Below are 24,861 nucleotides of genomic sequence, written 5' to 3'. Positions count from 1 at the left end.
GCTGCGACGTTCCAGAGATTCCCGCGCCTCGTGGCTCCCAAACTCGTCACCGCGGATTTCCCAGGCCGACGGGTGTCGACAGCGTCTCGACGGCGGTGGTCACCTCCTCGGGCTCGATCGCGTCGAGGCACGGGTGCGCGGCGAGCCGGCACTCCCGAACTCGCGTCCCTCGGCACGGTGCCCGCTGGTCTCCGAGCACGACGCATCGCACCCCGTACGGTTGCCACCGCTCGACGGGCACGAGCGGAGCGAACAGTGACGCCACCGGCGTCCCCACGGCCGCGGACAGGTGGGCGGCGCCGGTGTTCGGCGCGACGGTGGCGTAGGCGCCGCGGAGCACGGCGGCGAGCTCGGCCAGGCTGGTCCGGCCGCCCAGGTCGGCGGCGTGGTCGGCTGCGACCGCGCGGGTCAGCGCCGTCTCGTCGGCACCACCGGTGACGATCACACGGTGCCCGCCGTCCACCAGCGCGTCCACCACTCGCGTCCACCACATCCGTGAGGGCGTGCGCGCAGGTGCCGACGCGCCGGGGTGGACGACCACGTACGGGGGAGCGCCGATGTGCCGGGACACGTCGGGCAGCGCCGCGCGCAGCCGCAGTCTGCCGTCGTCACCGGGCGGCAGGTCGAATCCGGCCCGGCGGGCGAGGCTCAGTGCGCGTTCGGATTCGGGGATGTCGGCATCGAGCCGGTGCCGCACGTCCAGCAGGGCGCCCGGGTAGTCCTCGGAGATGGCCGCGATCCACGGCACCCCGGCCAGCCGGAGCACCAGTGCGGTCGGCAGGGGGGACTGGTGGAACGACGTCAGGATCAGCGCACGGTCGATACGGCGGCGCCGAATCCGATCGACGACGTCCAGGACCGCTGCCTGCCCCGGCCACGACGGTTGCGGGTCGATCCACGGCGCCTCCCACTCGATCACTTCGTCGACACCGGGCAGCAGGTCGGCGGCCGCCCTGCCGCGGGGCCCGACGAGGACGGTGACCCGTTCGGAACCCGCGGCGGCGGCGCGGATGCACGGACCGGCCAGCAGGACGTCGCCGATGTTGTCCTGGCGCACGACGAGTGTGTGGTCGCCCCTCACCGGTCGGTGGTCCCGTCCCGGCCCAGGCCGATGACCGCGACGGCAGCGGCAAGATTGTCGGCCAACGCGCCCGCGGCCCGCGCCCGCACGACTTCGCGTCCGAGCGTTCGGGCAGTCGGAACCAGCACCCCGACGGCCCCGGCGGCGCGGGCCGCCTCGACGTCGGCCCCGGTGTCCCCGATCATCAGACAACTCTCCGGCGGCACCCCGAGATCGGCGGCTGCTCGTAAGACCAAGCCGGGCAGGGGTTTACGGCAGGAGCAGCGCCCGCCGTCGGCATGCGTGCAGATCTGCCAGGTGTCGAACCTGCCCAGCCGGCGTTCCACCTCGTCGTTGACCGCGCGGAGTTGGTCGACGGTGATCCGCCCGGTCGCCACGCCCGACTGGTTGGTCACCACCCCGACGAGGATCCCGTCCGCGCGCAGGCGGGCCAGCACATCGTGGGCTCCCGGGACGGGCTGTACCGCACGGTGATCCGCGAGGTACGGCACGTCGTGGATGAGCGTGTCGTCCCGGTCGAACAGGACTGCCAGCACGGGCGACCGCACCACGGTCCCGCCGCGCAGGACTCCGACCTCACCGCGAAGGCGATGCCAGACGGCGACGGGCGGGATGAGCGCACTCGTCGCGACCATCGCGGCGACCTCCCGCGCCGTGCGGGGCCCGGGGGCGATCCGTCGGACCGCGAACTGCGCCACGGCAGCGAGCCACACGGTCGACGCGATCGCCAGGGTGCGTCGGCGTCCGGTCGCGGCGGCGCCCAGCGCGATCGCCGCGACCGCGGTCGTCGCCGCGTGCCGGCCCGACCGGCCGGGCCCGTCGCCCGCTCGCCGCCGCCAGCCGCGCCCGTGGCGGTGCCGCATCAGCGCGTTGTCGGCGTTCCCGGCCTGGGCGCGGACGCTCGAGAGCACTCGCGTCGCTCCCACGGGGTGCCGGGTGACCCGGGCGCCGTCGGTGAGGGTGAAGCCCGCGGCCATGAGGCGCAGGGCCAGATCCGCGTCCTCGCGGTAGGCGCGCGGGAATCGTTCGTCGAAGCCGCCGACCGCGAGCAACGCGGACCGTCGCACCGCCGCGTCGGCGGTGATCCATCGCGCCGTCTGCAGGCTCAGCGTGCGGCGCTCGTCGTCGGTGGGACGCCGTCCGACCGGCGCGGGAACGTCGATGCGGGCGTACGAGGCGGCCACTTCCGGGCCGAGTGGGCGCAGGTCCGCGGCCAGCCGCCGCGCCCAGTCGTGGGGCACCACGACGTCGTCGTCGAGGAAGACGACCCACGGATCCCGGGCGACACGCCAACCCCGGTTGCGGGCGGCCGCCGGCCCCCGGCCTCCCGACGACAGCCACCGGACGGGAACCGCGCCGCACTCGGACTCCGGCCCGCCGTGCGGACCGGCGGCGGGACGATCGACCACCACGACGATCTCCGACGGCCGCGGGCCGGCGGTCCGGGCGAGCGCCGCCAGCAGCGTGTGCAGACTCGGCCGCAGCACCGTGGGCACGACGATCGTGTAGCTCGGATCGGTCATGTCGGTCTCCGAACCGCGTAGGGACCGAGCGCGAGCAGGTCGATCGGTGCGGACCCGAAGCACTCGAGTGCGTCCCGGGGGGAGTCGACCATCGGTCGCCCCGCGGTGTTGAAACTGGTGTTGACCACCACCGGAACCCCAGTCCGGCGTTCGAAGGCGGCGAGCATGCGGGAGACCAGCGGTTCGGTCCGCGGGTCGACGGTCTGAACCCGGGCGGTGCCGTCGACATGGGTCACCGCGGCCAGCCGGTCCTGCCAGTCCGGCGCCACGTCGTGCACGAACAGCATGTACGGGCTCGGCACCGGTCCGCGCCCGAAGACCTCCGCCGCCCGGTCGGCGGCGACCATGGGCGCGACGGGACGGAACTGCTCGCGTCCCTTCACCGCGTTCAGGCGGTCGATGTTCGCGGCCGGCGTCGGATGTGCCAGGAGCGAGCGGCGCCCCAGGGCACGGGGCCCGAATTCCGCGCGGCCCTGGAACCACCCGACGATCCGATCCTGGGCCAGAGCCTCGGCGACGGTCTCGGCGATGTCGGGGGGACGCTCGTACGGCACGGCCGCGGCCAGCAGTGCGTGCTCGAGTTCGGCGTCCGTCCAGCCGCGCCCCAGGTCGTATCCGGGCCGGGGTCGCGGCGTGTCGCCGAGTTCCGCGGCCGCCAGCAGCGCACCGCCGAGCGCGGTACCGGCATCGCCGGACGCCGGCTGCACCCACACCTCGTCGTACGGGCCCTCCGCGTGCAGACGCGTGTTGGCCACGCAGTTGAGAGCCACCCCGCCGGCCAACGTCAGGAGCGGGTGGCCGGTTCGCGCGTGCAACCAGCCCGCGAGCTCGAGCAGGACGTCTTCGAGGCGGCGCTGCGCGCTGCACGCGAGATCCGCGTGCGCCGGCGACCACGGCTCCTCCGGTCGCCGCCGCGGCGCCAGTGACGCCCAGTCGATCGGCGCGACGCGGAACGTCCCGTGCCCGGTGGTGGTCACGAGGCGTTCGAACTCGGGCAACAGCCGCGGCGTCCCGTACGCGCCGAGCGCCATCACCTTGTATTCGTCGCTCGACCGCGCGAACCCGAGATGTTCGGTCAGCTCCTCGTACATCAGGCCCAACGAGTGGGGCAGACGCTGCGACGCGAGGGGCGTGAACTTCCCGTCCCGGAACTCGCCCGCCAGATACGACGTGGACTCGCCGCGGCCGTCGGCCACCAGGACCGCGCAGTCCCGGTGCGGGGACGCGAGCGCCGCCGACGCCGCGTGCGCGAGGTGGTGGGGGAGAAAGCGCACGACGGACGGATCGACCCCGGGCAACGCGGTGGTGAGGAAGCGCGGGAAACGCTCCGCGTACAACGTGCGCAGGAACTCCCAGTCCTGCTCCGTGCCGGCCAGGTCCGGCTCGACGAGGCCGGGATCGTACGAGTAGGTGACCGCGTCGAGGTCCGCGGCGGTGATCCCGGCTTCCGCCAGACACCAACGCATCGCCTGCTCGGGGAGCTCCCACGTCGAGAACGCGTACGGGCGTTTGCCGTGCTTGCGTCGGTTGAAGCGTTCCTCCTCCGCCGCCGCGACCACTCGGCCGTCCACCACGACCGCCGCGGCCGGGTCGTGGAAGACCGCGTTGACACCCATCACCCGCACCGGAAACCCCCTGCCGTGTACGTCCGGTCCCGGGAGGGCCGGGCGAACCACTCGACCGTGCGCCGCAGTCCGTTCTCGAGGGACACTCGCGCGTGCCAGCCGAGCGTGCGACGGGCCAGAGCCACGTCGGGGCACCGGCGCCGTGGATCGTCGGGTGCCGCCGGGACGAAGCGGACACCCGCATCCGAATGCGCGATGCGGTTGACCGTGGCGGCGACGTCCAGCACCGAGACCTCGTGCGCAGAGCCGATGTTGATCGGTCCGGGATGATCGCTGTCGGCCAGCGCGATGATCCCCGAGACGGTGTCGTCGACGTAGCACAGCGACCGGGTCTGCCGTCCGGTCCCGGCCACCGGTAGCGGCCGACCGTCGAGGGCCGCGCACACGAACGCCGGCACCATCCGCCCGTCGTCGGCCCGCATTCCCGGCCCGTAGCTGTTGAAGATGCGCACGATGGCGGTGTCGGTCCCGTGCTGGCGGCGGAACGCGGACGCGAGCGCCTCAGCGAATCGTTTCGCCTCGTCGTACATGCTGCGCGGGCCCACCGGATCGACGTTGCCCCGATAGGCTTCCGGTTGCGGATGCACGTCCGGGTCGCCGTACACCTCGCTCGTCGAGGCGAGGACGAAACGCGCGCCGGACGCCTGGGCACGGTCGAGCATCTCGAGGGTGCCCAGTCCGCCGGTCACCAGCGTGCCGACGGCGTCGTTCTGGTAGTCCCGCGGCGACGCCGGGCACGCGAGGTGCACGAGGAGATCGATCCGACGCGGCAGGACCGGTGGATCGGTCACCGAACTGTCGATCACCGTGACCCGGTCGAGGGCACTCAACGTGGAGCGGGCCCACGGCGCCGACGTCGAGAAGTCGTCCACGCAGATCACCGAATCCCCGCGCCGGGCCAGGCGCGTACACAGGTGCAGGCCCAGAAAACCGGCGCCGCCCGTCACCACGACCCGACGTGGCCCCCGCCGCCGGCCGGTGCTCATCGGCCCACCCCGCCCGCGGCCCGCGGCATCAGCTGCCCGAGCACGTTCTCGTAGACCCGTTCGGTCTCACCGGCCACGCGATTCCACGAATACCGTTGCACCGCACGGTCCCGGCCCGCGTGACCGAACTGCTCCCGTTGGACCGGCTGGGCCAGCAGCCGGTGCAGGGCGCGTGCCAGTGCATCGGAGTTGCGCGGCGGAACGTGCATGCCCGTCACTCCGTCGACGACGGTGTCGGTGAGTCCGCCCACGGCGCTGGCGACGACGGGTTTTCCACACGCCATCGCCTCGAGCGGCACGATGCCGAACGGCTCGTACCACGGGGAGCACACGACCACGTCGCTCGACCGCAGGAGTTCGGGCATGCGGCTGCGGGGGATCTGGCCGGGCATCGCGACCCGCTCACGTACCCCGATCTCCTCGGCGAGACGGAGCAGTCGGCCACCTTCGTCGTCCTCGCACACCGCGCCGGCCGCGGGCCCGCCCGCGATCACCAGTTCGGCGTCGGGAAGCGCGGTCAACGCTCGGATTGCGACGTCGAACCCCTTGCGGCGTACCAGTCGTCCCACCGTGGTGAGGCGCAGCCTCCCGGTCCGGCGGGCACGGGGGCCGTCCGGGCGGAACTCCGCCGTGTCGACTCCGCACGGAACCACGGCGATCCGGGCGCGCGGAATGCCCATCCGGACCAGTTCGAACACCTCGTCCGAGCACGTCGCCGCGACGGCGTCGGCACTCTGACCGATCTTGCACTCGAGCGAAACGCGTTGCGGCGGGCTGGTGTCGGCGGCCCCCTGATACCGCTTCTTCACGATGCCGAGTGCGTGGAAGGTGTGCACGAGTGGAATGCCGCACGCGCGACTCGCGAGACGTGCGGTGAGACCCGACATCCAGAAGTGCGAGTGCACCACGTCGAACTCCGCCTCCGCGAAATGCTCGCGCAGGCCGCACGCGAATTCCTGCATGTGGGGCAGTAACTCGTCCTTGGGGATCCGCCGCGGCGGCCCTGCGGGCACGTGCACGACGTCGTAGCCGTCGTCGGCGCGCACCCGATCGGGCAGCACGGTGTCGTCGCGTCGGGTGAACACCTCCACCTGGTGACCGCGTCCGACGAGCGCCGCCGACAGGGCCGCGACGTGGACGTTCTGTCCACCGGTGTCCACCCCGCCCATCGCGACGAGAGGGCTGGCGTGGTCGGAGACCATCGCGATCTTCATTCGCTACCTCCTGGACAACAGCGGTTGGCGTGCGGTCTCGTCGAGGACGTCGTCCCAGTCGCGGAGAAATCGGTCGAGTGCGAAGTGCGCGAGCGCGTACGTGCGCGCACGCCGGCCCGCCTCGGCCGCGGCCTCCGGATCGTCCATGTAGTCGCGGGCGGCGGCGACCATGCGTGCGGGGTCCGTCGCGACCGCCCCGGCCTCGGGGGGAACCGAGACCGCCACCTCCGTACTGGCGAGGGCGACGATCGGCATCGCCAGCAGCATCGCCTCGACCAGCGAGAGCCCCAGCGACGTCCACCGGGCGGTGTGCAGGTACAGCCTTCGCTCGGCGACGGCGTCGTGCAGGCGGTCGCGGGGGAGGTCTCCACACGGGGTGACCAGCGGCGGGATGTCGGTCCGGTGGGCGAGCTCACCGGTGCGCATGCCGAAGACGTCGATCGGCGCGGCGGACGCCAGCAGCGGCAACAGGTCGGTCCCCACCGCGCGCCAACGGCGGACCGGGTCGTTGATCATCGTGGCGCTGCGGGGGAGGCGTCCGCGGTAGCGGGCGCCGGGATCGACGACCCCGTGCGCGACGACGCGGGTCCGCGTGCGGCCGGTGTCCCACATGACCCGGTTGAAGTGGGTGACGTGGACGAGTGTGAGGTCGTCGCGGTCCGCCATCGGGTGGCGGGACGTCGGGGCGTGCCCGCCGGGTGTGTTGTGCTCGACGTACACGAGGGGCACGTCCCGGCCGGGGGTGCGGCCGAGCCACCGCGTCGCGAGCGGGATCTCGCCCGGGTTCTGGGCGACGACGACGTCCACGTCGGCGTCTTCGAGTTCGCGCGGTCCTACCTCCACGACCTCGGCCGGCCAGTCGCGTCCCATCCGGCCGCGTCCCCACGGCCCGTGCCCCGGAAGGGTGGGCACCAGATACCGATGGCCGCCGCGGACGAAGGCGTCGAGCCACGAGCCGTGCACGTGCCAGACCAGGATGTTCCGGGCGTCGCCGCGAGCACTCATGCAGAGAGGGTTACCGATTCCGCGGGGTTCAAACTCTATGGATAGGTAATCGTGCGCGGGACGCGCGCCCACCCCGGGCGTCCTGCTCAGCCCACGTACCGGCGGGCGGTGGAACGGACCTGGGAGTCCTCGAGCGCGAGGAGGCCCGCCTCCACGGCCGCCGGGACGACCGCACGGTTGCGGACGACCCAGGGCGCGGACCGAGCGGCCTCCGCGACCGCCAGCACGGTGTATCGATCCGCCGGCGCGGACCTGAGGATCTGGACGGATCGGCGCAACGCGGAGCGGACCGGCCGGCGCAACCACAGCGTCCAGAGCGTGTTGCGAATGCCGAGTTGGCGGCGTCGCCGCGCGTCGCGCACCTGCGACGGCCGGTGATGGATCACCACGTCCTCGCGCCAGCACATCCACCAGCCCGCGGCGGCCAGGTCCAGCGCGAGCAGTTCCTCCTCGCCCCCGAGCCACATCCGCGGCTCGAAGCCACCCACCTCGCGGAACGCCCGGCACCGGATCATCGTCAACCCGGCCATGATGCCCAGCAGCGTCGGTCCCGGCATCCAGTCCGGACCGACGACGGGGGAGTACCGCAGTTCGGGAGTGAGGGGATCCTCCGCGAGTGACGGCGCGACGAGGCACCGGCCGGTCACCGTGGCGAGCCCCGGGTACCGGTCCAGGACATCCGCGGCAGTGGTGAGCGCGCCGGGTTGCCACACCGTGTCGTCGTCGCAGAACGCGACGTACGGCGTGGTCACACGCTCCACCGCGAGGTTCCGGGCCGTCGCACCGAGATTGCGGGGCAACCGGAGGACGGTGACCTCGGGGAACTCGGCTTCGACCATGTCCGCGCTGCCGTCGCCGGATCCGTTGTCGGCGAGGATGATCGGGGCGGCGTCGGGGAGAGCTGTCATCGCGTGCAGGGTGCGTTCGAGCTCGTCGCGGCGGTTGTGGGTGATGACGACGACGGTGGTCCGGTCCGTCACGGCGACACCTCCGCCGGGGTGCCGGGCGGATGCTTCTCGAGAAGACGGACGTCCCGCTCGACGGGCGCGGGCAGCGGGCGACGGCGGCTCAGCGCGGACGGCAGGAGTCGCAGTACGTCGCTCGCCGCGCCGCGTGCGCTCGCGTCGGTGAGTCCACGGCCGACCAGGCGCGCCGTGGACCCCAGGGCGACGCCCACGGGCCGGCGCATCCACTCGGTGAGCGCATCGTTGCGCATCTCGCGGCGCCGACGCCACGCCGACGGTGGACGAATGTCCGAGGGATGGTGCCGCGCGATCAACTCGGGGAGGTAACACAGATCCCATCCCCGCGCGGCCAGGTCGAGCGCCAGCAGCCGCTCCTCCCCGGCGAAGTGCAGGAGGGGATCGAACCCACCCGCACCGAGGTACGCGTGGCGGCGCACGATCGCCGAACACGCGAGGAAGCCGAGGACCCGCGGTCCGGGCAGGGGACGCATGCTCGGGAGGGGACTGGTGGCGAGCGCGGGTGTGATGGCGTCGGGCCGCTGGTCCTCGCCGACGAGTGTGCGCGCGGCGAGCAGGCCCAACGTCGGATAAGCGTCGAACGTTCGTTCCGCGACGGCGGCGGCGCCCGGATCCCACGTCGAATCGTCGTCGCAGAAGGCGACGAACTCGGTCCGCGCGCGCCGCACGCCGACCGTGCGGCCCGCGGCGCCGCGGTTGGACTCCAGCCGAATCGCCTCGACGTCGGGGTACTGCCCAGCGATCCAAGGCTCCAACGGGTCGGCCGAGGCGTTGTCCACCACCACGACCGGTGTTCCCGGCAGATCGGTACGCAACCGGCAAAGTGTGCGGGCGAGCTCCACCGGACGGTCCCGGGTGGCGATGACGACGGTGGTGCGGGCCATGGCAGCCTCCCTGCGGTGCGGGGTTCCCTCGGGGCGGGTGTCACTCCTCGGCCAGGAGCGGACCGAGCGGCCCCAGGTCGATGTTGAGATCCTCGGGTTCGAGCCCGAAATGCTCGCGCAGTTCCTCCATCTTCTCCTCGAGCAGCATCAGTGTGGTCCCGATCCGTTCGATCTGGTCCTCGGAGAGGTCCCCCACGTCCACCCGCCGCAGCGCCTGCCGCTCCATCAACTGGCGGAGCAGTTCGACGAGCGTGAGCACCAGGGCCACCAGGCCACGCTCCACCGACTCCGGGTCGGAGTCGATCCGCTGGCGCACCGACGGGGGACGGTCGGCCGACAGATCGTCGGATGGGTGGCGGCCGCCCCCGGGATCGCTCACCGCGGGCTCTCCGGCGTTTCGCCGGGGCCCGGTACGAGTCCGCTGACCGAGGACACGAGCGTGCGGAGCGAGATGTGGACCATGTCGACGTCGGCGATCGAGAGCGTGATCTCGCCGGCGACCACCACGCCGCCCCCCAGGACCCGGTCGAGAAGATCGACGAGGGCGAGTCGGCGCTCGGGATACGCGCTGCTCATCGAGCACCTGCCTCGACCGAGGTGAACGAGTACGGCGGCCACGGACCGGTGAGCACGGTCTCCACATCGTCCAGGCGGGCGTCGACACCTTCGACGGCGGAGACGAATTCGTGAGTGCGTACGTTGTCGACCAGGAACGACGCGTTGAGAATCTCCGGGGAACGCCGGGTGGCGAGGTCGGGCGGCGAGGGCGGTTGCCGCACGCCGGCGACCGCCAGCCGGCTGAGCTCGGCGAATATTTCGTCGGCGCGGCGGGCGGCGACCGTCTCCGCCCGCTCGCGGGCAGCCGCCTTCGCGCGCCGCTGCATGAGATATGCCGTACCCGACGGTCTGCCGCCCTCCGGACGGGACGGCGGCTGCTCGGTGCGGGGGAGCTCGAGGTAGCACCGCAGGCCCCACTCGGAGCGGTCGGTGATCTGCTCGAGGGCCTCGGACAGCTGCTCGGCATTGTCCCGCAACATTGTTCGCACGCGGTCGTCGTCGTAGTACACCGTCGCCAGCCGCAGGGGGACGGTGGCGCCGCCCGCGCAGATCGCGGCCACGACCGCATCGTGCCGTCGGGCCGTCTCGGCGAGCCAGTCGAGGTCCTCGAGGTTGCGCCGCAGCGCGTCCTCACCGAACGCATCCAGTCGTACGGAGCCGACGACCGCGGTGAACCCGTCGGCGTCCACGGTGCGCAGCTCCTCGCCGGCGACGCCGCGGATGCCCGAGATGCCGCCGGGAAACGGGCTGCCGGCAGTCACGGCGTACACCCATACTCCGTCATCGGGCGTCATCGCCGCGCTCCTCGTCGACGGCCCGCGGGGCCGGCTCCCTCGTCGCCGACGATCCCGTCGTGATGTCGCCCGCCGTTCCCGCATTCGCCTCGAGCGCCTCGATGCGGGAGCGGAGGCGCTTGTTCTCCAGTTCCAGATCGCTGTTGCTTCCGGACAGCCACGGATCGTGTTCCCACCAGTCGATGCCGACCTCGCGGGCCGTCTCGAGGGACGCCACGATCAGGCGGAGTTTGATCGTGAGGAGCTCGATGTCGAGCAGATTGACCCGGATGTCACCGGCGATGACGATGCCCTTGTCGAGCACCCGCTCGAGGATGTCCCCCAGATTCGTCGGCTCGTGTCCACCACTCCCGAGCCCCTGGCCGTACTGCTGGGGGTAGTTGCCTCCGCTTCCCGAGACCGTCATCGTTCGGCACCTCCCGCGTCCCGGCCGCGCATGTACTGTCGAATCCTTCGGTAGGACAACAACTCTCCGTCGAGGTCGAGCGCGACCACGTAAATCGCGAGGATGTCGGACGAGGAGGGGATACGCCGGTCCTCGACCACTTCGACCTCGACGGACCAGCCCTCGTCGCTCGGTGCGACCGAGACCGCCCCGATCGGGGTCCGGCCGGTGAGTTCGGCGATCCGGCGGGCGGCCACGGTCGCGGCCTCGGGCGCGGTGACGTCGACGGGTCCTCCCGTGTCACCCGGGCCTGTCATCTGTCACTCCTCTCCACCGGTGGAGCCGGTCCCTCCGCCGCCGACCACCCGCCGAATGATGGCGTCCTCCTCGCGCGCGGCGTCCTCCTCCGAAAGCTGCCCCGAGCGCAGCGCCTCCTCGACCGCCTCGAGATCGCGGCGCATCGCAGCCGGGCTCGACATCTCCTGCTCGACCTGATCGCGAACGATCTCCCCGATCCACAGGACACCTCGGACCGGTGCGAGGGGCAGCCCGAGGATCGCCGAGAAGATACCCATGTCGTCAGCTCCCCGGGGTCCGCGTCTTGACGAAGTCGTAGGCGGCGAGGGGGCCGCTGACGGTGACCTCGACGCGCCCTTCCCACTCCTCGATCAGGGGCTCGAGGGCGCGGTCGAGGTCGTCCACCCGGTCCGCCGGCAGGAGCACCGCCACCGACCCGGCGTCCTCCTCGTGGGTGGGCTCCCGAACGTTCACGGCCGTCGCGATGTCGTCCACCGCCTCTGCCATGCGAGCGGTGTCCCGCTCCCGTCTGGCGACCACGCTGTTACTGATCAGTTCGCCGAGAGCCAGGCGCTCCTCGCGTGCGGCGTCCTCCGGCTTGTCGCGGATGGCCTCCCGCAGCCGCTGAGCCTCCGGATCGTCGGCCAGGATCTCCCGCAGAATCGCGTCCTCGACGTATCTACCCTTGACCATGTATTCGACCGAGCCTTCCAGTTGGTCGAGCGCGGATCGGAACTCGTCCCGGTACGGTTCGAGCAACTCGGCCACCACCGCCTCGGTGTCGGTCAGTACGGCCCCGAACCGCAGCGGCAGCACCGGCGCCACCGCGGCCGTCGAATCGAGGACCGTCGCGTGCGCGCGAAGATCCGCCGGGGTTCCCAGTGGGGCATCCGCGTCGATTTCGCTGACGAGAGCCGCCACGTCCTCGTAGGTCACGACGTCCAGCGGCCGGGGCGGCGATCCGATGCCGGTCGCACCCGGATTCACCTCCACGTCCGCGGGCACCATCCCGTAGACGTACACCACCGGTTTCTGCGCCTCGGGGGTGGATTCTGTCTCCGTCATCGGTCCTTGCCTCCCCGACCCTGCCGCTCGCGTTCGTCCTGGGTACCGCCGAGGAAGTCGAGCACCTTCTCGCCGGCGGCCTCGATGGCTCCCTTCGTCTTTCCCTCGGCCACGCCCGACGTCATGTCCTGCACCATGTCCGGGAGGCCCTTCGGTTGGGTCTCGGAGATCTCCAGGCGGTTGACCGCCGAAGCGAAGCGCAGGTAGGTGTCGACGCTGGCGACCACGACGCGGGCATCGATCGTGACCAGCTCGATTCCTACCAGGGACAATCGGACGTAGGCGTCGATCACGAGGCCCTTGTCGAGAATCGTGTCGATGACATCGGCGATACTCCGGGAGCTGGGCCCGCCCGCTCCGCCACCGCCTTGCACCATGGTCATTCGCTCATCACTTCTTCCCGGCGGCCTTCCGGCTCCTGGCGGGTGCCCGGTCCTCGGCCTCGTCGTCCGGTTCGGTGCCGTCCTCGTCTTCGTCGTCGTCCGGTTCGTCGCCGTCCTCGTCGTTCAGTTCGTTGCTCTCGTCGTCTCCGGCGTCGCCGTTCTCCTCGGTCTCTTCCGTGTCCTCGGTGTCGTCCGTGCCTTCGCCGTCCTCGGTGTCCTCGGTGCCTTCGCCGTCCTCGGGCTGTTCCTGCTCGTCGCCCTCCTGCTCGTCGGCTTCGTCCTCCTCGCGCTCTTCCGGCGGGGTGACCTTGCTGTCGTGAATCTCACCGAGCCAGCCCTCGACGTCGTCCGGATGCAGCAGCGTCTGCGTCATGACGTGGCGCCGGAATTGCTTGAGTTCGAGCCGGATCCGCCGTCCCTGGGCGCGCCAGATGTTGCCGGTCTTCTCGAAGAACCCCTGAGGGTGGTACTCGATGGAGACGAGCACCCTCGTCAGGTTCGGCGCGAGCTCGTGGAACGACACTGCACCGTCGAGATATCCCTTGTCGCCCTTGGAGCGCCACACGATGTGTTCGTCGGGGACCTGTTCGAGAATCGTCGACTCCCACGAGCGGTGCGACCAGAAGACCTGGGCCTTCCAGCGCAGCTTCTCGTCCTCGATCTGCTCCACCTGTTCGAGCTTCTTCATGAAGCGAGGGAAGTCGGCGAACTGCGTCCACTGGTCGTAGACCAGGGTGATCGGTGCGCCGATGTCGACCTGCTCGACGATGTTGGTGATCTTGTCCTTCTTGCCCTTTCCCTTCCCCTTGCCTCCCGTGATGGCGTTCTTGAGATCGCTGCCCTTCTCCTTGATCTTGTTCGTCAGCCCGGACATGCCGGCCTTGACCGCCACCTTTGCGGGCGAATCGCCCTGGGCCAGACCGGAGATGGCCGTGCCGAAACCGCCGCTGCCGCCGTTGGCGGTGAACTCGTCGAGATGACCGACAGTGGACGTCACGGTGTCGGTCAGCGACTTGACGCCCTTCTGGGTCACGGCACCGACGAGGTGCTGCAGAGACGTCTTGAGTTGGTCCGGACCGCTCGCGGGCGGGCCGTCCTCCTTGGTCGTCGTCATCGCTCTCACCTTCCGGTGCGTCGAACGGGCGCATCACCCGCTGCCGTGGACCGAGACCGTGTGCGCGTCTCGGATTCGGATTCCCGGCGGGTGCGCGGTGTGCGGCGGGTGGTGGAGCTACGCGTGCTCCCGGAGCCGGCGCGCCGGCGCGATTCGCCTCGGGCCGACCGCTCTTCCGACGGCTTCTTTTCCTCCTCCTGCTGTTCGTCCCCTTCGTCGCCGGAGGACTCGTCTCGCGCTTCGTTCTCGTCGCCCTGGTCCTCGTCGCCCTGGTCCTCGTTGCTCTCGTCCTGCGCCTGCGATTCCTCCTCCGGCGGCTCCTCGTCGCCTCCGCCTCCGCCTCTCCGGGAGCCGGCGACGCCCTTACCGACGGCCTTTCCGGCCTTTCCTACGCCCTTGCCGACCTTCCCGACTGTTTCGCCGGCCTTACCGACGGTCTCGCCGACCGCGCCGGCGCCTTCCTCGACTCCTTCACCGACACCCTCTCGGGTCCCTTCCAATCGACCCGTGAGCGCGTCGATCCGGTTGCTCGCGGCGGCGACCGCGGCGCGCTTGGCGGCGTCGACCAGTTCACCTCGCACGCTCTCGGTCAGCTTTCCGACCTCCGCGGAGCCACCGAGTCGTTTGACGCCCTCGCGCAGCAGGTCACCCGAGCTGCCCGGCAGCCGGCCGGTCGCGCCCGCGCCCGCAAGCATCAGCGCGGCCTTCATCTTGTGCGTTCGACCCAGGAAGTAGCCGAGGGCGACGGCTCCGGCGACTCGCATGCCACCTTTCATGACCGTTCCTCCGTACATGGGAGACGCGTCCCCGGTACCCCGACGGCCCGGATCGACACCGCTCCACGCGACGGTTAACCGCGATCGTGGGGTGGCAAACACGAAACGGCAGATTGACGCCGACGGGTGTGGACGATCGCGGCCCGGACGCATGACCAGCGACCGAATCGGGTACTGGGACGAGGAATCACGAGGAGGACACGATGACCGACCCAGCCCACGGACCCGACCCCGAACCGCGTGAGACCCCGGACCTCGAGCCGGGCGGCGGAGTTCCCGCCGGTTCCACGCCCCCCGCGTCGGGAAATACGTCCGGCGTGTCCGAGCACGAACCCGACACCCGCCGAGCCTTCCCGGCGACCGGCGTCGCGACGATGGTCGTCGTAGGCCTGATCGCGCTGGTCTTCGTGGTGGTGATCGTCGGACTCATCCTGATGGCGACCGGCGTGTGGTAGCGCGGCGGTGCCGCCGTCACGACGCGGGCGGCGGTGCCGCCGTCATGAAGCCGGGTAACGCTGTTCCCCGAGGACGCGAGCGAGATGCGCGGCGTTGGCGGCCATGGTCGCGTTGGTGGCGGCGACGGCGTCCGGGATCTGGTCGAGGTCGTTGTAGTCCCCGGGCGTCATCGCCTCGCCGTTCCAGTACGTGCAGCCCTGCGCGGGCACGGAGAAGCCCAGGTCGTTCAGCGCCTGGAACAGGTTCGCCACTATTGCGTGCGCGCCGTCCTCGTTCCCGACGACGGCGGCCGTCGCGACCTTGTCGAACAGAATGGGGCGGCCGTCCTCGTCCGTCTCGGACAGTTCGGCGTCGAGCCGCTCGAGGACGCGCTTGGCGACACTGGACATCTGCCCGAGCCAGGTGGGCGTCGAGATCACCAGGATGTCGGCGTCGAGAACCGCCCGCCGTAGCGTCGGCCACTCGTCGCCGTCTCCCATGTCCTGCTGGACGCCGGGGGCGATGTCGTGGTCGACCACCCGGATGGCGCGTCCGGACACGCCGTGCTTGTCGAGTTCGGCCAGGACCTGCCGGGCGATCAGATCGCTGCTCGACGGTGCCGGTGAGGGTTTGAGGGTGCAGACGAGGACCAGTGCAGTCGGTGCAGTCATGACCACGGGTACCCCGGATTCCGGGATCTCACGCCCTCCGGCGGGAATCCGCAAGGTCGGTGTTTGACGCCTCCGTGCCCGGGTAGCCGGTGGACGCCCACGCGGAACCGGAGGCATCCATGTCGGAGCATCTCGACGATCACGCAGCGCGCCTGCACGCGGCCCTGGACGGGGTGGTGACGTCGACCCCCCGCCTCGCGCGGTGGGGCCGGCACCTCGCCGCCGTCCTGTCCGACGGTGGCAGGTTGTTGACATGTGGAAACGGCGGCAGTGCGGCCGAAGCGCAGCACCTGACGGGGGAGCTCGTCGGTCGTTTCGAAGGGGAGCGCAGACCGCTGTCGGCGATCGCGTTGCACGCCGAGACGTCGTCCGCCACGGCGATCGCCAACGACTACGGCTTGGACGAGATGTTCGCGCGGCAGGTGCGTGCGCACGCCAGGACCGGCGACGTGTTGCTGTGCCTGTCCACCAGCGGCCGAAGCCCCAACGTGCTGACCGCGGCGAAGGCGGCCCACGAACTCGGTGTCACGACGTGGTCGATGACGGGCCGCGAACCCAATCCGCTGGCGTCACTGGTCGACGAGTCGATACCGGTCGACGCGCCGAGCGTGTCGACCGTCCAGGAGATACACCTGGTACTGGTGCACGCGCTGTGCGCCGAGATCGACGCGGCCCTGGGGAGCGCCCCGTGACCCGCGTCGTGGTGCTCGGCGATTCCGTCCTCGACGTGGATCTCGAAGGCCACGTCGACCGCGTGTCGCCCGAGGCCCCGGTACCCGTTCTCGACGCCGACGACATTCGGGTCCGTCCGGGTGGCGCCGCGCTGGCGGCGGTGCTGGCCGCCCGCGACGTCGACGACGTGGTGCTGGTGACCGCGGTGGGCGCGGACGCCGACGGCCGACGACTCGTCGACCTCGTCTCCGCGCACTGCACCGTCGCGCCGCTCCCGCTGACGGGAACGACGGTGACCAAGACGCGCGTCCGTACCGACGTCCAGCACCTTCTGCGGATCGACTCGGGGGACGGGGTCACCGCTGACGTGGCCGTCCCACCCGCGGCCGCGGAGGCTCTGGCACGCGCCGACGCGGTAGTCGTCGCCGACTACGGGCGCGGCACCACCCGCCACCGCGGCCTCCGGTCCCTGCTGCGGTCGCGGGCCGCGGATGTGCCGGTGGTCTGGGATCCCCATCCGCGGGGCGAGGTGCCGCCGGCCGAGTGCGCGCTGGTCACCCCGAACCTGCGCGAGGCATACGGCGCGCTGGGCGCCGGCTCCGAGGTGCTCGCGCCCGCCGAGGCCGCCCGCCGCCTGATCGAGAAGTGGGGAACGGCGGCGGTGGCCGTCACGCAGGGCGCGGGGGGCGCGATCGTGATCGAACGGGGGCGGCGGCCGCGCGCCGTGCCGGTGCCGGACGTGCCCGTGACGTTGCGGGTCGGTCGTCCGGACACCTGCGGTGCGGGCGACCGGTTCGCGGCCGCGGCCGCGGCCGCGTTGGCCACGGGCGCGTCGATGCCGGCGGCCGTCGCGATGGCGGTAGACCACGCGTCGCGGTTCGTGTCCGCCGGCGGGGCGGGAGCCATGGCCACCGCCGACCGGGTGGGAACCTCGCGCCGGCTGCACCGCCCGCAACGCAACTGCGCCGACGCGTGCGCGGTGGCCGACGCGGTACGGGCCCGGGGCGGTCGGCTGATCGCGACCGGAGGCTGCTTCGACATCGTGCACCCGGGTCACCTCCGGCTCCTCCACCAGGCGGCCGCGTTCGGGGACGCGCTGATCGTGTGCCTCAACTCGGACGCCTCCGTCCGCCGGCTCAAGGGCGACGGCCGCCCCGTGCTCGGGCAGGATGCGCGCGCCGCGATGCTCCGCGAGCTCGACGCCGTCGACGCCGTCGCGGTCTTCGACGACGACACACCGGCGCGGTTGCTCGCGCGGCTGCGGCCGGACGTATGGGTCAAGGGCGGCGACTACCGGTCGGCGGACCTCCCGGAGGCCGACGTGGTCCGCCGGTACGGGGGAGACGTGCGAGTGGTCCCGGTGCTCGGTGACTACTCGACCACCAAGGTCGTCGCCGCGATCGCATCGCAGCGGGAAGCATTCCGGGACCGCACCGGTCTCGGGTCCGAAGGGAGGAATCCGTGACCGACATCGGCAACGTGCTCATTTCCGGCGGTGCGTCCGGCCTCGGCGCCGCCACCGCGACCGCCGTGGCCAAGGCCGGCGGGACGCCGCTGGTGCTCGATCTGGCGGTGCCCGACTCGGAGCATCCGTACCGGGTGGTGGACATCGCCGACAGCGAGGCGGTGGCTGCCGCGACCGCCGACCTCGCGGCCGGTGTGGAAGGCCGGCTCGACGGTGTCTTCACCGCCGCGGGCATCGACTGCTGCGGCCGCCTGGAGCAGGTGCCGGCGTCCGACTGGGAGCGGGTGATCGCCGTCGACCTGATCGGGACCGCGGCCGTCGTCCGTGCCGCGCTGCCGTACCTGGCCAGTCCCGCCGGGCGCATCGTGACGTGCGCGTCGACGTTGGGCTTGAAGGCGGTGAGCGACGCGACCGCGTACTGCGCCGCCAAGTTCGGCGTCGTCGGGTTCACACGCGCGCTGGCGGTCGAGACGGCCGGCCGGTTCGGCGTCACCCTCCTCGTGCCGGGCGGGATGGACACCGCGTTCTTCGACGGTCGCTCCGAGCAGTACCGTCCGCCGCCCGACGCCCACCTGAATCGGCCGGAGGACGTGGCGGCCGCCGTGGTCCACGCGCTGAGCCAGCCCGTGGGGTGCGAGATCCGCGAGATGGTCGTGTGCGCGTCCGAAGAGTCGTCGTGGCCGTGAAGGACGTGCTGGTCCTGCGGGCGCTGGGACTCGGGGACCTGCTCACCGCGGTGCCGGCGGTGCGGGCGCTCCGGCGCGAGTGCCCGCGGGCACGGCTGCGGCTGGCGACCGCGATCGGCCTGCGGGACCTCGTCCGCCTGATCGGCGGCGTCGACGACATCGTGCCGACCGTGGGACTGCGCGCGATGGCGTACTGCGACCGTCCCGACCTGGCGGTCAATCTGCACGGCCGCGGACCGCAGAGCACCGAGCTGTTGCGCCGCACCGATCCGCGGGCGCTCTGGTGTCACCGTGATCCGGACATCGGCGCCGACGGACCCGAGTGGGACGAGAGCCTGCACGAGGTGGATCGCTGGTGCCGGCTGCTCGGCTGGCACGGGGTCGTGGCCGACCCGACCGATCTACGGATCCGCCCGCCCCGAACCGCGCCCATCGAGGGCGCGATCGTGGTGCATCCCGGGGCGGGCAGCGCCGCCCGCCGCTGGCCGGCCGCGCGGTTCGGGGCCGTGATCCGCGAGTTGGTGGCCGGGTACGGCGGCGCCGTCGTGGTCACCGGCGGACCGGGCGAGCGCGCGCTCGTGGACGCCGTCTGCCGTGCCGTCGGTCCGGGCGTACCGATCCGGCGGGCGGTCCCGTGCCGACTGGCGGAGCTGGCCGCAGTGGTGGCCCACGCCCGGTTGGTGCTCTGCGGCGACACCGGAACCGCCCATCTCGCAACCGCGTTCGCGGTGCCCTCGGTGGTGCTGTTCGGACCGACGCCGCCGGCGCAGTGGGGGCCGCGCATCGACGCCCGGCTGCACACCGTGCTGTGGGCGGGGCGACGGGGCGACCCGCACGCCACCCGACTGGACCCCGGACTCGACCGGATCGGCGAGGGCCGCGTGGTCGCGGCGGCGTCGGCGCAGTTGGGTGGGTGAGGGGCGATGACGGCGCGGCGGATCGGGGTCGTGGGTGCCGGATACGTGGGGTTGACGACCGCCGCGTGTCTCGCGCACCTCGGACACGTCGTCCATTGCGTGGACACCGCGGCGCCACGGGTGGCCCGGTTGCGGCGGGGGTCGGTGGACATCGAGGAACCGCGGCTGGCCCAGCTGGTGTCCGCCGGACTGCGCGCCGGCCGGCTGCTGTTCGACACCCGACTCGACACCGTTGCCGGATGCGGCATCGTCGTGCTCTGTCTGCCGACCCCGTCGGGGCGGGGCGGTGCCCCGGACCTGCGGAGCGTCGTCTCCGTGGCGGAGGCCGTCGCGCATGTGGTCACCGGCCCGGTCGTGCTGGTGGTGAAGTCGACGGTCCCGCCGGGCACCGCCGCCGCCCTGCAACGCTCGGCCGGCGACGGCCCGGTCGACGTGGTGAGCAATCCGGAGTTCCTCCGCGAGGGACGATCCGTGGACGACTTCCTGCGGCCCGACCGCATCGTGGTGGGCGGTCGCCGGGCCGAGGCCGTCGCCGCCGTCGTCGAGATGTACCACGACATTTCCGCTCCGGTCATCCGAACAGATTGGGCCAGTGCGGAACTCGCGAAGTATGCGTGCAACGGATTCCTCGCCGTGAAGGCGTCCTACACGAACGAACTGGCCGACCTCTGCGAGGCCGTCGGCGCCGACGTGCGGGATGTGACCGCGGTGATGGCGGCGGACCCGCGGATCGGTCGGCACTTTCTCGCCCCCGGCCCCGGATGGGGTGGCTCGTGCCTACCCAAGGACACCCGTGGACTGCTCGACACCGCCGACCGGGCTGGGGCGGTCTTCGACACCGTGCGGGCCGCCGTCGAGGCCAACGCCCACCACCGCGCGCGTCTGGTGCGCGTCGTCACCGAGGCACTCACCGGCGATCCGGAGGGGGAACTGCACGGCCACCGCATCGGGATCCTCGGGCTGACGTTCAAGGCGGGCACCGACGACACCCGCGACTCGCCCGCGGTGGCCGTCGTGCAGGACCTGTGCGCGCGCGGCGCCACCGTGACGGCCTACGACCCGGCCTGCGGGTCGCGGCGCGCCGCCGCCGTCGACCACGACGGCGCGTTCCAGGTGGTCGACGAACCACTGCTGGCCGCGAAGAGCGCCTCGGTGATCGTGGTGCTCACCGAATGGCCCGAGTTCCGGACGATCGACTGGGCAGCGGCCCTGCGCGAGGTGGTCCGGCCCCTGGTCGTCGACGCGCGAAACGTGCTCGACCCGGCCGTCGTCACGGCCGGGGGCTTCTCCTACCGCGGCATCGGTCGTCCGTGACGGCGCCGGGCCGCGCGGCGCGCCCGTTCGGACTCTGCGCGGGACCGGATCAGGCCTCCTTCTCCCGACGCTCGCGGTGCACGTCGTTCATCTGACGCGTCTTGCCTTCCGCGGTACCCGGTTCCGCTGTCGGGGCCTTGCCCTGCCGCTTGCGGTACCACCAGCGCAGGTTGATCGCCGCGACGACGACCACCAGCGCGACGATGACGAGAATCTCCATTGTGCGTGTGCCTTTCTCCGCCGGTCCTACCTACTGTTCGTCCGGATGCGTCGTCTCCGGCGGTTGGTCCTCACCGCGCCGGGTGCCCTCGTGATGCGCCGGACCGACACCCGGGTCGGAACTCGACGGCTTGTCGTGTTCGACGGCACTTCGCTGCGCCTGTCCGCCGCCGTCGGGATTCCCTGCGCGGGCCCGCATGAGCTCCTCCGACTGGGCCTCCTGCTGTCTGTCGTCGTAGGGCGGTGCGGGCGACTCCTCCGACGTCGGCGCGGCGCCCTTCCCGGCGTCGTCGGGCCGCTTCCAACCCGGCTCGCCGGACGAGATCATCGACTCCTCGTCGAACGCGCCTTCTCTGCGGTGCTCACCGGCGCTGGGGTCGTCGGCGCCGGTGTCGCGCGAGCCCGGCGCCCCGCGCGCGGACTGCGGTTCCTCTTCCAGGTGTTCGCCCGGTTCCCCGGTCATGACTGCCTCCTCGGTGTCCGCCGACATCGCCGGCCGGCGGACGGATCGGTTCGGTGTCTTCCGGAGTACCCAGTCGCCCGAACGGCTACACCATGACCGCGCCGACCGGGTGAGATTATCGGCGGCCATCGGGGGTACCCGGTGCCGGAACGAGTCGACTCGGAGCGAGGTGGACCATGTCCGGAGACAACCGATCGGCGGCGGCAGGAGCACGCTCGGCGACGCAGTGGGTGGCGCTCGTGCTCGGCATCGTGTTCCTGGTCGTCGGCGTCCTGGGCTTCATCCCCGGAATCACCACCGACTACGACACGATGACGTGGGCCGGCCACCACTCCGACGCGAAACTGCTCGGCATCTTCGAGGTGTCGGTTCTGCACAACGTCGTCCACCTGGCCTTCGGAGTGGCCGGCCTTCTGATGGCGCGCAGCCTGTCGCTCGCCCGGACCTACCTGATAGGGGGCGGCGTCGTCTACTTCGCGGTGTGGATCTACGGCGTGAGCATCAATCGCGACGACGCCGGCAACTTCCTTCCCGTCAACGACGCCGACAACTGGCTGCACCTCGGACTCGCGGTGGTGATGATCCTCGTCGGCGGCTTCCTGCCGCCGCTCGAAACCCGGAACGCCGAGCCCGCGTCGCACCGCGTCGACTGAGACGCGGCGCCGACGGGTCACGTCGGCTTGCGGACTCCCACACTGCCGCGGCGAACCGCGGATCCGAGCCGCTCGCGCACCGACCGGTCCGCGAGCACGGGGCTGCCCGTTCCCGCGCGATGCACCATCCCGTCGACCACTTCACGAACGACGGCGGGCCCGTCCGTGCGTGCCGTCCAGCCCAGCTCGTCGCGGATGCGTGCGGCATCGACCAGTGGCGTCGCGTACGCCAGGTCGACCCACCCGCCGTCGACCGGCTGCACGTGCAGCCGCCACGTCGCATCCGCGACGAACCGCAGCGCGGACGCGGGCACGTCGACGCCGACGGCACTGAGCCCCGCCAGGACGTCGGCGCCCGTCGCCGGCACGTCGGAGGCGAGGTTGTAGACCCGGGAGCGGGGGTGTCCCAGGGCGCGGACGATCGCGTCGGCCGCGTCGTCGGCGTGCACCGCGGGGATGCACAGCTTCTTGTCGATGACGACGAGCGGTGCCAGGCGCAGCACCCCGGCCGGAACCCAGTCCGGGAGGATGTAGTGCAGCAACTGGTTTCCCGCCTGGTACTGGCCGATCAGGCCGGGACGCAGCACCGTGACCGCGGGCCCGGCGCCGGACGCGACGTGCGCGGCGATCGTCCGCTCTGCGGCCACCTTGTCCTGGCTGTACACCGACGACTGCACCCCGGTCGTCGGCCACGACTCGTCCACCGGGCGCCCGTAGGAGCCGGGGGAGTAGACCGCGGACGACGACACGTGGATCACATGACGGACGCCGCAGTGCGCCGCGGCCGCCAGCGCGGCACCGGTGCCGTGCACTCCGGTGGCCCCCAGATAGCGCCGACGGTGGGTGGGCTGGAACCCCCACGCGAGATGGACGACCGCGTCGGCGCCCGCGAACGGCACCCGGAGGCGCTCGGCAGCGTCGGGAGCCGCGACGTCGACCGTGTGCCATGCCGTCCCGGCGTACGGTTCCTCGTCGGGCGGACGCCGCCGGGCGACGCCGACGATCTCGTGCTCGCCGTCCTGCCGGAGCCGGCGCAGCACGGCCGTCCCCAGATTCCCGGTGGCGCCGGTGACCGCGACGCGCATCCTCAGGTCGCCTTCGCCGAACGCCACACGATGTCGGCGACCGCGCGGTTGAGTCGGCGGCGCACCGGTCCGCTCACACTGTGCTCGGCGAGGGCGGCGCGCGCGGCGTTGAAGCCGCACACCCCGTGGACGCCCCCACCCGGGTGCGCGGACGCACTGGCGAGGAACAGGTTCTTCACGGGTGTCTCGGGCCGTGACGAGCCGGGGATCGGGCGGAACACCAGCTGCTGGTGCAGCTGCGCGGTCCCACCGTTGACCGCGCCGTCGACCAGATTGGCGTCGTCGCGTTCGAGGTCCGACGGTCGTTGCACGGTGCGCGCGATCACGTTGGACGCGAAGCCCGGGGCGAACCGCTCGAGCTGCTCGTCGGTGCGTTCGGCCAGCTTCTCGGCGCTCGCGTCGTCGGCCACGCCGCGCGGCAGGTGGGTGTACGCCCACGCGCTCTCGGTGCCCTCCGGCGACCGGCTGGGGTCGGCGGTCGTCATCTGACCCACCAGCAGGAACGGGTGCTCGGGGATCTCCCCGGCCGCCAACTGGGTGTGCCACTTCGCGAGTTTGGTGGTGTCGCCGCCCACGTGCACCGTGCCGGCTCGGCGCACGGCGTCGGCCTTCCACGGGATCTTCTGCCGCAACGCGTAATTGAGTTTGACCACGGGGGTGTCCCACTCGAAGTTCTCCAGCGCGGATCGAACGTTGGCGGGAACGGCGTCCTGTGGCAGCAGCTTCTCGTAGAGTGCCGGCGCCGACACGTCGGCCAGCACGGCGCGCCGGGCCCGGAACGTCCTGCCGTCGGCGAGGCGGACCCCGGTGGCCGCACCGGACTCCACGGTCACGCCGTCGACGCGGCTGTTGCATTCCACCCGGCCGCCCGCCGATTCGAGTCGGCGGACCAGCGCGTCGGTGAGCGCGCCCGCCCCGCCGACGGGGACCGGGAAGCCCACGTCCTGGGCCAGCATGCCGAGGAGGAACCCCATTGCGCCGCTGACCGGTGCGTCCGGCGGAACGTCGGCGTGCAGTGCGTTGCCGAGGAGCAACACCTTGGCGGCCTCGCCGCGGAACAGTTCCTGGCCCATCCGGTTGGCGGGCAGCAGAAGGAATCGCAGGATGCGCAGTGCCTCGGCGGAACCGAGTTCGCGCAGCAGCTTGGCCGGCCCGCGCAGCGGCGGGAACGGGCCGAAGAGCGTGTCGAGCAGAGGTGCGCGGATCCGTTCCCACGTGCGGTAGAGATCGAACCACCGGTCCCCGTCGCCGCGCCGGAACTGCTCGAGCTCGGCGGCGGTGTCGGCGGGGTCGGGATGCACGGCGGGCGCGTACTCGTCGTCGGCGCTCAGCGGGTGCGCGACCGCGATGGGCGCCCTGCTCCAGGACAGGCCGTGCGCCTGCAGGTCGAGCGTCTCGAACGCGGGGGAGACCGCGCTCAGGGGATAGAACGCGCTGAACCGGTCGTACCGGAACCCGGGATGGAGCTCGCCGGAGCGGACCGCCCCACCCGGCGTCTCCTCGGCCTCGAGAACGAGGACGTCCCACCCTCGATCGGCCAGAGTGATCGCTCCCACCAGGCCGTTGGGGCCGGCTCCGATGACGATCGCATCGACTTGTTCGGCCATC

The 24,861-nt window shown here is 71.9% G+C and carries 30 protein-coding genes; 7 read left to right on the top strand and 23 right to left on the bottom strand.

Annotation, left to right across the window (positions count from 1 at the left end; genetic code table 11):
- Nucleotides 1-46: 46 nt before the first annotated feature.
- From E7742_RS08975 to E7742_RS08890, 18 genes are all read right to left on the bottom strand, one after another.
- Nucleotides 47-1,081, bottom strand: a complete 1,035-nt coding sequence (locus tag E7742_RS08975) for a glycosyltransferase family 9 protein (RefSeq protein ID WP_137798637.1) — start codon at nucleotides 1,079-1,081, stop codon at nucleotides 47-49.
- Nucleotides 1,078-2,604 carry an HAD-IIIA family hydrolase gene (locus tag E7742_RS08970; RefSeq protein WP_137798636.1) on the bottom strand — a complete coding sequence of 509 codons (1,527 nt, stop codon included), beginning with the start codon at nucleotides 2,602-2,604 and terminating at the stop codon, nucleotides 1,078-1,080. Before E7742_RS08970 ends, E7742_RS08975 begins: the two co-directional genes overlap by 4 nt.
- Entirely contained in the window at nucleotides 2,601-4,229 is a 1,629-nt protein-coding gene (locus E7742_RS08965) for a carbamoyltransferase family protein (RefSeq protein WP_137798635.1), read from the bottom strand. The genes E7742_RS08970 and E7742_RS08965 overlap by 4 nt, the downstream gene beginning before the upstream one ends.
- Nucleotides 4,220-5,215 carry an NAD-dependent epimerase/dehydratase family protein gene (locus E7742_RS08960; protein ID WP_137798634.1) on the bottom strand — a complete coding sequence of 332 codons (996 nt, stop codon included), beginning with the start codon at nucleotides 5,213-5,215 and terminating at the stop codon, nucleotides 4,220-4,222. The genes E7742_RS08965 and E7742_RS08960 overlap by 10 nt, the downstream gene beginning before the upstream one ends.
- On the bottom strand, nucleotides 5,212-6,429 hold the full coding sequence (locus tag E7742_RS08955; protein WP_137798633.1) for a glycosyltransferase: 1,218 nt from the start codon (nucleotides 6,427-6,429) through the stop codon (nucleotides 5,212-5,214). Before E7742_RS08955 ends, E7742_RS08960 begins: the two co-directional genes overlap by 4 nt.
- A 3-nt stretch (nucleotides 6,430-6,432) precedes the next feature.
- The gene (locus tag E7742_RS08950; RefSeq protein ID WP_137798632.1) at nucleotides 6,433-7,434 is read right to left on the bottom strand and encodes a glycosyltransferase; all 1,002 of its coding nucleotides are present in this window, start codon (nucleotides 7,432-7,434) and stop codon (nucleotides 6,433-6,435) included.
- A gap of 86 nt (nucleotides 7,435-7,520) precedes the next feature.
- Nucleotides 7,521-8,414, bottom strand: coding sequence for a glycosyltransferase family 2 protein (locus E7742_RS08945; protein WP_137798631.1), 894 nt, complete (start codon nucleotides 8,412-8,414; stop codon nucleotides 7,521-7,523).
- Nucleotides 8,411-9,301, bottom strand: a complete 891-nt coding sequence (locus E7742_RS08940; protein WP_137798630.1) for a glycosyltransferase family 2 protein — start codon at nucleotides 9,299-9,301, stop codon at nucleotides 8,411-8,413. The genes E7742_RS08945 and E7742_RS08940 overlap by 4 nt, the downstream gene beginning before the upstream one ends.
- A gap of 40 nt (nucleotides 9,302-9,341) precedes the next feature.
- Nucleotides 9,342-9,641, bottom strand: a complete 300-nt coding sequence (locus tag E7742_RS08935; RefSeq protein ID WP_137801111.1) for a gas vesicle protein K — start codon at nucleotides 9,639-9,641, stop codon at nucleotides 9,342-9,344.
- Between the two features lie 35 nt (nucleotides 9,642-9,676).
- Complete coding sequence (gene gvpJ, locus E7742_RS08930; protein WP_137798629.1) at nucleotides 9,677-9,877, bottom strand: gas vesicle protein GvpJ; 201 nt, start codon at nucleotides 9,875-9,877, stop codon at nucleotides 9,677-9,679.
- On the bottom strand, nucleotides 9,874-10,653 hold the full coding sequence (locus tag E7742_RS08925) for a GvpL/GvpF family gas vesicle protein (RefSeq protein WP_137798628.1): 780 nt from the start codon (nucleotides 10,651-10,653) through the stop codon (nucleotides 9,874-9,876). The genes gvpJ (E7742_RS08930) and E7742_RS08925 overlap by 4 nt, the downstream gene beginning before the upstream one ends.
- Nucleotides 10,640-11,059, bottom strand: coding sequence for a gas vesicle protein (locus E7742_RS08920; RefSeq protein WP_137798627.1), 420 nt, complete (start codon nucleotides 11,057-11,059; stop codon nucleotides 10,640-10,642). The genes E7742_RS08925 and E7742_RS08920 overlap by 14 nt, the downstream gene beginning before the upstream one ends.
- Complete coding sequence (locus tag E7742_RS08915) at nucleotides 11,056-11,355, bottom strand: gas vesicle protein GvpO (protein ID WP_137798626.1); 300 nt, start codon at nucleotides 11,353-11,355, stop codon at nucleotides 11,056-11,058. Before E7742_RS08915 ends, E7742_RS08920 begins: the two co-directional genes overlap by 4 nt.
- Before the next feature lie 3 nt (nucleotides 11,356-11,358).
- The gene (locus E7742_RS08910) at nucleotides 11,359-11,613 is read right to left on the bottom strand and encodes a gas vesicle protein GvpG (protein ID WP_137798625.1); all 255 of its coding nucleotides are present in this window, start codon (nucleotides 11,611-11,613) and stop codon (nucleotides 11,359-11,361) included.
- Between the two features lie 4 nt (nucleotides 11,614-11,617).
- On the bottom strand, nucleotides 11,618-12,400 hold the full coding sequence (locus tag E7742_RS08905; RefSeq protein ID WP_137798624.1) for a GvpL/GvpF family gas vesicle protein: 783 nt from the start codon (nucleotides 12,398-12,400) through the stop codon (nucleotides 11,618-11,620).
- Entirely contained in the window at nucleotides 12,397-12,783 is a 387-nt protein-coding gene (gene gvpJ / locus E7742_RS08900; protein ID WP_137798623.1) for a gas vesicle protein GvpJ, read from the bottom strand. The genes E7742_RS08905 and gvpJ (E7742_RS08900) overlap by 4 nt, the downstream gene beginning before the upstream one ends.
- Before the next feature lie 7 nt (nucleotides 12,784-12,790).
- Entirely contained in the window at nucleotides 12,791-13,897 is a 1,107-nt protein-coding gene (locus E7742_RS08895; protein ID WP_137798622.1) for an SRPBCC family protein, read from the bottom strand.
- A gap of 5 nt (nucleotides 13,898-13,902) precedes the next feature.
- Entirely contained in the window at nucleotides 13,903-14,661 is a 759-nt protein-coding gene (locus E7742_RS08890) for a hypothetical protein (protein ID WP_254699207.1), read from the bottom strand.
- Nucleotides 14,662-14,876: 215 nt separating this feature from the next.
- On the opposite strand from E7742_RS08890, the gene E7742_RS08885 reads away from it, so the two are divergent.
- Nucleotides 14,877-15,128: a DUF6480 family protein gene (locus tag E7742_RS08885; protein ID WP_137798620.1), complete on the top strand. Its 252-nt coding sequence runs from the start codon at nucleotides 14,877-14,879 to the stop codon at nucleotides 15,126-15,128.
- Nucleotides 15,129-15,170: 42 nt separating this feature from the next.
- Here the strand turns inward: E7742_RS08885 and E7742_RS08880 are convergent, their stop codons facing one another.
- The gene (locus E7742_RS08880) at nucleotides 15,171-15,779 is read right to left on the bottom strand and encodes a flavodoxin family protein (protein WP_137798619.1); all 609 of its coding nucleotides are present in this window, start codon (nucleotides 15,777-15,779) and stop codon (nucleotides 15,171-15,173) included.
- 119 nt (nucleotides 15,780-15,898) lie between these two features.
- On the opposite strand from E7742_RS08880, the gene E7742_RS08875 reads away from it, so the two are divergent.
- Genes E7742_RS08875 through E7742_RS08855 form a run of 5 tightly spaced genes read left to right on the top strand, consistent with a single transcriptional unit; the run spans nucleotide 15,899 to nucleotide 20,833 of the window.
- The gene (locus E7742_RS08875; RefSeq protein WP_137798618.1) at nucleotides 15,899-16,471 is read left to right on the top strand and encodes a D-sedoheptulose-7-phosphate isomerase; all 573 of its coding nucleotides are present in this window, start codon (nucleotides 15,899-15,901) and stop codon (nucleotides 16,469-16,471) included.
- Entirely contained in the window at nucleotides 16,468-17,916 is a 1,449-nt protein-coding gene (locus E7742_RS08870) for a PfkB family carbohydrate kinase (RefSeq protein WP_137798617.1), read from the top strand. Before E7742_RS08875 ends, E7742_RS08870 begins: the two co-directional genes overlap by 4 nt.
- The gene (locus E7742_RS08865) at nucleotides 17,913-18,602 is read left to right on the top strand and encodes an SDR family oxidoreductase (RefSeq protein ID WP_137798616.1); all 690 of its coding nucleotides are present in this window, start codon (nucleotides 17,913-17,915) and stop codon (nucleotides 18,600-18,602) included. Before E7742_RS08870 ends, E7742_RS08865 begins: the two co-directional genes overlap by 4 nt.
- Complete coding sequence (locus E7742_RS08860; RefSeq protein WP_137798615.1) at nucleotides 18,593-19,519, top strand: glycosyltransferase family 9 protein; 927 nt, start codon at nucleotides 18,593-18,595, stop codon at nucleotides 19,517-19,519. Before E7742_RS08865 ends, E7742_RS08860 begins: the two co-directional genes overlap by 10 nt.
- A 6-nt stretch (nucleotides 19,520-19,525) precedes the next feature.
- Entirely contained in the window at nucleotides 19,526-20,833 is a 1,308-nt protein-coding gene (locus E7742_RS08855; protein ID WP_137798614.1) for a UDP-glucose dehydrogenase family protein, read from the top strand.
- Nucleotides 20,834-20,882: 49 nt separating this feature from the next.
- On the opposite strand, the gene E7742_RS23170 is transcribed toward E7742_RS08855, so the two are convergent.
- Nucleotides 20,883-21,053 (bottom strand): hypothetical protein, encoded by a 171-nt coding sequence (locus E7742_RS23170; RefSeq protein WP_175420443.1) that lies wholly within the window; start codon nucleotides 21,051-21,053, stop codon nucleotides 20,883-20,885.
- Nucleotides 21,054-21,083: 30 nt separating this feature from the next.
- Nucleotides 21,084-21,515 (bottom strand): hypothetical protein, encoded by a 432-nt coding sequence (locus E7742_RS08850; protein WP_137798613.1) that lies wholly within the window; start codon nucleotides 21,513-21,515, stop codon nucleotides 21,084-21,086.
- A gap of 176 nt (nucleotides 21,516-21,691) precedes the next feature.
- On the opposite strand from E7742_RS08850, the gene E7742_RS08845 reads away from it, so the two are divergent.
- Nucleotides 21,692-22,168 (top strand): DUF4383 domain-containing protein, encoded by a 477-nt coding sequence (locus E7742_RS08845; RefSeq protein WP_137798612.1) that lies wholly within the window; start codon nucleotides 21,692-21,694, stop codon nucleotides 22,166-22,168.
- A 17-nt stretch (nucleotides 22,169-22,185) separates the two neighbouring features.
- On the opposite strand, the gene E7742_RS08840 is transcribed toward E7742_RS08845, so the two are convergent.
- Nucleotides 22,186-23,253, bottom strand: coding sequence for an NAD-dependent epimerase/dehydratase family protein (locus E7742_RS08840; protein WP_137798611.1), 1,068 nt, complete (start codon nucleotides 23,251-23,253; stop codon nucleotides 22,186-22,188).
- Nucleotides 23,254-23,255: 2 nt separating this feature from the next.
- Entirely contained in the window at nucleotides 23,256-24,860 is a 1,605-nt protein-coding gene (locus tag E7742_RS08835; RefSeq protein ID WP_137798610.1) for a phytoene desaturase family protein, read from the bottom strand.
- Nucleotide 24,861: the final 1 nt, after the last annotated feature.

This window comes from Rhodococcus sp. SGAir0479 (genome assembly GCF_005484805.1).
GTDB lineage: Bacteria > Actinomycetota > Actinomycetes > Mycobacteriales > Mycobacteriaceae > Prescottella.
This window is presented reverse-complemented; position numbering and strand designations above follow the sequence as displayed.